A 7,200-nucleotide genomic window follows, 5' to 3' on the forward strand; every position below is an offset into this window, starting at 1 on the left:
CTACGATTTAGCAAAATCTCTTGAGTCAGACTTGTGATCAAGAGACAGCCAATTGGCGCCTTTATTAATACAGAACTAAGGCCTAATTACCTTTAACTTCTAAGTTAATAAACTTAACTAGTTCTTCAGGTTGCCCTACTAGCATCATAACTTGTTGGTTAATTTCCATCATAGTTTTACCTTCAGGTAGCTTTGCAGACACACTGAATGAATTTAAACCTTTCGCAAAGCTGGTTAAAGCCTCTGCAATATCTTCAGTTACAGGAGCTTGTTGTAACTGTTGCTCTAGCGTCATTTCCATTTGCTCAAGCGTCATACCTTGCTTTTCAAGCTCGCTTGAGAGTAAATCTTTTAATTTACCCTGGTTATTTAAGGCAAAGCTAACATTACGCGGCTCTAATTTACTCATTGCTTGCATAACAAGTGTTTGCTGCTGTAATTCTTGCTCATACGTCAGCGGTTGATCACCGGCTTCTTGCTGCGCCTTGCTAATAGCTAATGAAGCATCCATTAACGCTTTTGAATTAGCTAAACCCATATCCATATTAAAACTAACAATGTCTTTTGCATCAAGCTTAACTACTACATCACTATTGCCAGACTCTTCATCGTAATCAAGTGATGAATGTAAATCGTAACTTGCCGACGCTAACATTTCGTTTGTATCAGCTGGTAATTTTAATACGAAGCTTTTATCAAACTGAAAGCTTTTTACATCAAATGATGTATGTGGTGATATTTTATCCGGCTCGTAGCCAGTTATTTCAATGCTTTGAATATTAGCAACATTGTCACCTTCAGGGCTTATTACTTCCATGTTTGTTATTTCTACACTCTTTGAGATAACACTTGCCGATAAACCAGCGTATTTAAATGTAGCGCCAGTTTGCTCGCTTACTAAAGCAAGTTGCTTATCTACTTCTGCACGCACTTCTTGAGTTGCTACGTAGTTTGCGTAACTAACACCACCCACGCCTGCGGCCACAAGAGCTGCAACTATAACTAATTTTTTCATGTCATTTCCTTATTTAATTCTTTCTATAAAGTGTCTCAACTTAAGAGTAACACTGAAGAACATCACCGATAAGTGTTAATTAATCAAACTAAGTAACTCATGTACGGTTTTTACAGGGGTAATTTTAGCGCCTAGCCCTTCCATCGATTTATGGTAATTGCGAAATGGAATATATATTTCTGTAAAACCATGTTGTGCAGCCTCTTTAACACGCGGTACACCACTGTCTATTGGGCGTACATCGCCGTTTAAGCTAAGTTCTCCCATAATACACGTGGTACGAGGTACAACAAATTCGTTTAAACTGCTAAGTAACGCGGTTACTAATGCTAAATCGATGCAGGTTTCTGTCTCATCAATTCTTAAACCACCCACAATATTAAAAAACGTATCGTGAAATATTTTAGTTTTAGTATGCTTACGTAATATACCGGTCAGCATTTTTATACGATTCATATTTAAACCAACACAAACACGCTGCGGAAATTCAGCTTCTGTTTCGGTAGTTAAACATTGAATCTCAAGCAATAAATTACGATTCCCTTTACGAATACAGGTAATAGTAGAGCCAGGTGAGTCGGTGGTTGAACCCGATAAAAATATTTCACTTGGATTATCAACGCTTAACATCCCACGTTCACACATTTTAAAAATGCCAACAGTATCAATATCACCAAAGCGGTTTTTATTTGCCCTAAGTGTTCGTATTTGCCCATCGTTGGTATCTATGTGTAAAAGCGCATCAACAATATGTACAAGTGTTTGAGGGCCTGCTATTTCGTTATTTTTATTTACGTGAGCAATAATGAACATAGTTACATCATTTTGCTTACAGTACTGAGTTAATGCTTGGGCGGCGCTTTTTACTTGCGAAGGCGAACCTGGGCTACCATTTGCCGTATCGGTTACAACAGCTTGAATAGAGTCAATAACAGCAAACTTAATTTTATTTTTCTCGAGCTCTTCGATGATGGTTTCAACACTCGTTTCTGAAAGTAAATAAAGCTCGTCCGGGTTATAGTTTAACTTTAAACGATTTACCCTGTTTTTAAACTGCGATAAAGATTCTTCTGCCGTACAGTAAAGTGACGGCATCCGTTGTGACATTCTTGCCACTAGGTCAGATAGCAAAGTTGTCTTACCCGCCCCCGGATCGCCCGAAATAATATTAACCGAGCCAGTAGTCACCCCGCCGCTTAGTACGCGATCAAGCTCGCCGATTTCAGTTAGCTGCTTTTCAGCCTCTGATGTAGCAATATCATTGATTTTTTTAGAGCCACCACCAACACCACCAGCATAACCACCAACGTTTGCTCGTATTGATGCTTTTTTACTGTGCCCTGCTGAAGGCTTAAATTCCGCTAATGTGTTCCACGCACCGCAGCGACATTGACCCTGCCAACGTTGATAGTTCATGCCACATTCGGTACAAACAAATTCTACTTTTGCCGCTTTAGCCATTGATAACTTTACCTACTATTCTTTAAATTAAAAAAATTCTTACTATTAAGCGCTTATTTTGCCATTTCAGGCATTTACTTAGCAACAAACTCTTGCCTGCTTAAAAATCTAGCGTCACAATCAATAAATACACATGGTGTTTCTTTTTAGCTATAATTTAGGGCATACTTTTTGCTTTGTAATAGTTTAAAGTAACTTGCCAATAAAATGGCAAATAACACATACATAACAAGAGCTAAACAGTAGTAACTCAAATAATTGTACCTATATTAACAACATAGCGCGATTTAACGTTTATTGAACTTCTAATAAATGGACTTAACAGTATACCTACTTTTTCAATTAGACGGTGATGGTTTTATAAATGGCTGATGACATAATGCTCAAACACGAAGACCTCGTGAATGAGTTAAAAACATATTTAGGCAACGCTAAATTTGATTTAATTTTTAAGTCTAAAATAGCTGGGCTTACAAAGCCTGAACAGTTTTTAATGAAAATGGAAATGACACGCTTATCTCAGCCGATAGCGCGCTTTATTGACTTACGTGGTTTAGTGACTGGGCAGGTAAAGCCTTATGATCACAATGGCAAACAACATTTCATGGATGAAACAGCGATTGAAGTATTTGAAGCTGCGCTAAAACAACACGGTGGTTATACCCTTGCCGTTTATGAGGCAGTGATGAACACCGAAAATAATCATCGGGTGTTACAACGCAAAACCACAGAAAAAATTGCAGAGCAAGCCATTGATGACTCCCTTAATACAAATGTTATAAAGTTTGCCTCTTATGAAAGCCGCTCTGAAGAGCGAATGAACTATTCAATTAAAGTAACGGTTGAATACAACGACAAAAAAAGTATTGCTGCTAGCACTTCCGATATATCCCTCAGTGGTTGTAAAATAAAGCTAGCCACTCGTTATGTACTAAAAAAAGGACATTTAATCGCCTTGCGTTTGGTAGGTTTAGAGCAAGACTTTGAGCTAGGTTTAAAAAATGGCATTCAGTATGAGGTTGTCGCCGTAGAAAATATTTCTAAAGAGTTTAATCATATTCGTTTAAAACGCACCTTTATTGAAAATAATGAAGCGTTTGATAATTTTTTAGAAAGCTTTATCCACGGTAATAAACGTCGCTATAAAGTAAACCTTGATAATACGCTCGATGCTGTGGTTTCTAAGGGTTACGAGCAATACTATATTCCACGCGTCACCTCTTTATATGTGTTTTTAAGTAAAAAAGACAATGTACTTTATCCTAGCTTAAGTCTAACCACCGAAAACAACATTTTTATTCAACGTTACTTTACCGATGAACGCCAAAACCCTTGTTTATACAGTGTGCTTAATGAGCAACGCATTAATGCATTACTTTTAAAACAGGCTCCAGTTAAAGAAGATTATTTATATACTTTTACTCATATTTCAGCGGGCAAAATTTATTATTATTCTGCAACACGTAATGAGCTTGAACAAAACCCTCAGCTAAAAAACTTATTTTTAGGTTTTGGCAGTCAAAAAGACACTTGGCAGTGCTTTAAAATACAAATTATGCCAAGCCATCCAGATGACTCATTTATTCCTTTATCGTTACCAAACACTGTAAGTAAAAATATTGAAAAGCTCAATAAGCCGCCTTCTCCTCGGGTAGAAGGGTTAGTGAAAAATGTAAAATATATGGTGGTACTAACTGCTATTGGTAATAAAACTGAACAGCAACACTATCAGCAATTAAATTACGATAAAGCTTTGATTAATCAATTGAAGAGTTTTGGCCATAGCAAAAGTAAGTCTGCGCCTTATTTAGATATTGTACCTTTAGAGTATGTAAATCTTCGCTCTGATAAGCGCTACTTATATAAAACGAATGTGTCGATTAGCGTAAACGATGAGGTAGTACATGGCCTTACTCGCGACTTTTCGGTTATGGGCTTGCAGCTTGAATGCAAACAACCAGTAAGCTTAAAAAAAGGCGACATTGTTTTACTCTCGTTTCCTGACTTACAAAAAATAACCAAAACATATCAGCTTAGTGAGCTAAAGTACGAAGTGATGGCTGTAAATAAGTCGTTCACTATTATTAATTTAAAAGCCAGCCGAGTTGCCGACTTACCCCATGCTGGAGTGCTGTTTTTTACGCAGTTAATTAACAGTAATAAAGATAAACTAAAAGTGTCAGAAGAAGCGCCTAAAGTGCCAGGGCTCTCTACAGCACTTAGAAATATGGTAACTAAAAGCGTTTGCCAGTTCCCACTTTATTTACATAAAGAAGGAGCGCACTTTAAAGCAGGTGCAATTGGCTTTGGCTTATACCCTAGCCCACTACATGTGCTTTTACAAAACTTTGGTTTGTTGAGTAATAAAACCGATTTATCGAGCATTATTACTGATGAGCAAATCGTTAATGTGATCACCCCACAGATAAAAGATCTTAGCCGCCAAGATCCGCCAAGCGCCTTTACACTTGTGATTAATTTTGATCCCCGTAAGGGCAGTATTTCAGAGTCTACTACCAGTTATTGCATAGCAGGTGAGGATTATAATGATTTTCAGGAACAAATAAGCAAAGGCTTAAAGTCGAATCTTATTTTTGTTATGCGCTTGTACATATCACGTACTGGACGCCCAGATACCGATTATTTATCTAACGAACTAAAATATGTGAGTCAATATGCGCTGCATAAAGCAAGGGAATTAGAAGAGGCATTGTGGTCTGTAGCGGGTGTCGGTGATATTGTCGATATCACCGAAGAAGCCTTAAGCCATTTAAAACTTGAACAGCAACAAGTTGACCAAATGGGTCGCCGCAAACTGCTTTGGCTAAACCGCCTGCGTTAAACAGTAGCCACACTATTTAATGGTATAGCTAGCATATACAGTAATTGTAATAACGAGCCTTGGCAAATAGCTGCTTGGGCTTGCTCAACCACTTTTGCTTTACCATGTACTGCTACACCTAGCCCTGCTGTTGCCATCATTTTTAAATCGTTAGCCCCATCGCCAATCGCCACTGTTTGCGACTTTATTAATCCCAGCTGTTGCTGTAATGACTCTAAAATAACGGCTTTTTGCTGTGCATCTACAATTGTGCCTAATACTTTACCTGTGAGCTTATTATCTTTAAATTCAAGCACATTAGCGTGTACTTCATCTAAATTGATTAACGCTTGTACTTGCTCTGCAAAGGGTACGAAACCACCCGACGCAATGGCTAAGTGCCACTGATGCTGTTTAAGTATTTGGCAAAGCATTTTAATACCCGGCATTAAAGGTAAATTATTTTTTAACTCATCTATTAAGCTTTTTTCAATTCCGGTAAGTTTAGCGACGCGCTGATTTAGGCTTTCACTAAAATCAAGCTTACCAGCCATTGCCAGTGCTGTTACCGAAGCAACCTCATCGTATACGTTAGCTAAGCGTGCAATTTCATCTATGCACTCAATAGTAATAGCGGTTGAATCCATATCCATTACCAATAAACCTGGCTCATACAAGTTGGGTGGGCAAGCTATTTGCACTAGCTGAAAATCAAGTGTGCTGGAAAATTGTTGTAATACTAGCGGGTTTATAGTTTTATCTGCATTTTGCGCGTAAAAACACAGTGCTGGTGCAAGCCCTAAATCAGGTTGGTATTGGCATATAGCGGTGACGTTTTGGTTATGTGTCGCTAAAAAGTCAACAATATTGGCAATGTGTTTTTCTGCAAAATCACCTGCAAATGCGATGCTAAATAACCCTAATGCTTTGTTTGGAATATAATCGAGAGGTGTAGATACACCACCACTATAGCTAAACCATTTATTTAGAGTTAAGTGTTGTAATGGTTGCTCAGCAGCTTGCTGTGCCATGTTGATTTGCGACATGGGATCTCCGTGTTTATTTTTATTTTCCTGATAGTTGGCATCTCAAAACTGCTATTCTCAACACTAAATTCGCCATCAGGTGGGGTTTAAGGTTATAGTTAGTGTAGTTGTAACATCAAATCAAAATGCTGTCAGTAGCATAAACGGTGACTATGAAAAATAACCATATTAAAAACCCTATAAGCGCATCCCAAAGAAAGCGACTCGTTCGCTTAATTCTTGCGGCTGGCTGTTTTGTATTACTAAGCTGGGTGGGTGTTAATAGTAGTTTTCAGAGTCACCAGTTACTGTACGATAGCGCCGACAGCACCGCCAAAAGCCTCACTCAGTTTATGGCTTTAAATGTTAAAACACCTTTAATCGAAAAAAACAAACCCCAGCTCAATGCAATTTGTAACGATATAAGTAAAGATGAGTTCGTGCTTTCGGCCACTATTTACGATCAACAGGGTATTTTATTAGCCAGTAGCGACAATTGGCAGTCGCATCATGTTTATGGTCAACTTTCTGATTCTACCCCCGGAATAAGTAAGTTAAAAACACCTTTTATGGAACCTGTAATAAGCGATGATGACCGCCCTATAGGTTTTGTATCTATTACTTATTTAACTCGCGCTGCAATATCCGACAGCCATAATCATTTTCATGACTTAGGCAGACAGGTTTTATTAATGCTAGTGATTGCTTGTATTTTTACGTGGCAGTTAGGCCGTGGATTAAAGCGCTGGCAGGTAAATCGTTATATGCAAAAAACATCTGAACAAGAATCATAAAGTTGCTTTGCAAGCGTCTCTTTTTTTTTTTTTTTCTTTAAATCACATAGTGCGTCAAACACATCAGGTATATGCAATGGCGTG

5 protein-coding genes and 1 pseudogene are annotated in these 7,200 nt (G+C 38.1%); 2 read left to right on the forward strand and 4 right to left on the reverse strand.

From position 1 onward, the window contains the following. Positions 1-82: 82 nt before the first annotated feature. On the reverse strand, positions 83-1,015 hold the full coding sequence (locus GQR53_RS19945) for a hypothetical protein (RefSeq protein WP_165744835.1): 933 nt from the start codon (positions 1,013-1,015) through the stop codon (positions 83-85). Between the two features lie 75 nt (positions 1,016-1,090). After that, positions 1,091-2,476, reverse strand: coding sequence for a DNA repair protein RadA (gene radA / locus GQR53_RS19950; protein ID WP_002958769.1), 1,386 nt, complete (start codon positions 2,474-2,476; stop codon positions 1,091-1,093). A 364-nt stretch (positions 2,477-2,840) separates the two neighbouring features. On the opposite strand from radA, the gene GQR53_RS19955 reads away from it, so the two are divergent. Beyond that, complete coding sequence (locus tag GQR53_RS19955) at positions 2,841-5,318, forward strand: PilZ domain-containing protein (protein ID WP_165744833.1); 2,478 nt, start codon at positions 2,841-2,843, stop codon at positions 5,316-5,318. On the opposite strand, the gene serB is transcribed toward GQR53_RS19955, so the two are convergent. Beyond that, positions 5,315-6,343: a phosphoserine phosphatase SerB gene (serB, locus tag GQR53_RS19960; protein WP_165744832.1), complete on the reverse strand. Its 1,029-nt coding sequence runs from the start codon at positions 6,341-6,343 to the stop codon at positions 5,315-5,317. The two genes, GQR53_RS19955 and serB, sit on opposite strands and share 4 nt — an antisense overlap. 152 nt (positions 6,344-6,495) lie before the next feature. Here serB and GQR53_RS19965 point away from each other — a divergent pair, with 152 nt between their 5' ends. Further along, complete coding sequence (locus GQR53_RS19965) at positions 6,496-7,116, forward strand: AhpA/YtjB family protein (RefSeq protein ID WP_002958772.1); 621 nt, start codon at positions 6,496-6,498, stop codon at positions 7,114-7,116. Here GQR53_RS19965 and GQR53_RS21600 read toward each other — a convergent pair. Beyond that, positions 7,083-7,200 (reverse strand): annotated as a pseudogene (locus tag GQR53_RS21600) (TatD family deoxyribonuclease); the annotation flags it as partial. The gene GQR53_RS19965 and the pseudogene GQR53_RS21600 overlap by 34 nt on opposite strands.

The organism is Pseudoalteromonas sp. Z9A6 (assembly GCF_011378805.1).
Classification (GTDB): domain Bacteria; phylum Pseudomonadota; class Gammaproteobacteria; order Enterobacterales; family Alteromonadaceae; genus Pseudoalteromonas; species Pseudoalteromonas distincta.

Bases quoted from the DNA above. Each gene is read 5' to 3' on its own strand.
- GQR53_RS19945 (WP_165744835.1), bottom strand. From the start codon at position 1,015: ATGAAAAAATTAGTTATAGTTGCAGCTCTTGTGGCCGCAGGCGTGGGT.
- radA (WP_002958769.1), bottom strand. From the start codon at position 2,476: ATGGCTAAAGCGGCAAAAGTAGAATTTGTTTGTACCGAATGTGGCATG.
- GQR53_RS19955 (WP_165744833.1), top strand. From the start codon at position 2,841: ATGGCTGATGACATAATGCTCAAACACGAAGACCTCGTGAATGAGTTA.
- serB (WP_165744832.1), bottom strand. From the start codon at position 6,343: ATGTCGCAAATCAACATGGCACAGCAAGCTGCTGAGCAACCATTACAA.
- GQR53_RS19965 (WP_002958772.1), top strand. From the start codon at position 6,496: ATGAAAAATAACCATATTAAAAACCCTATAAGCGCATCCCAAAGAAAG.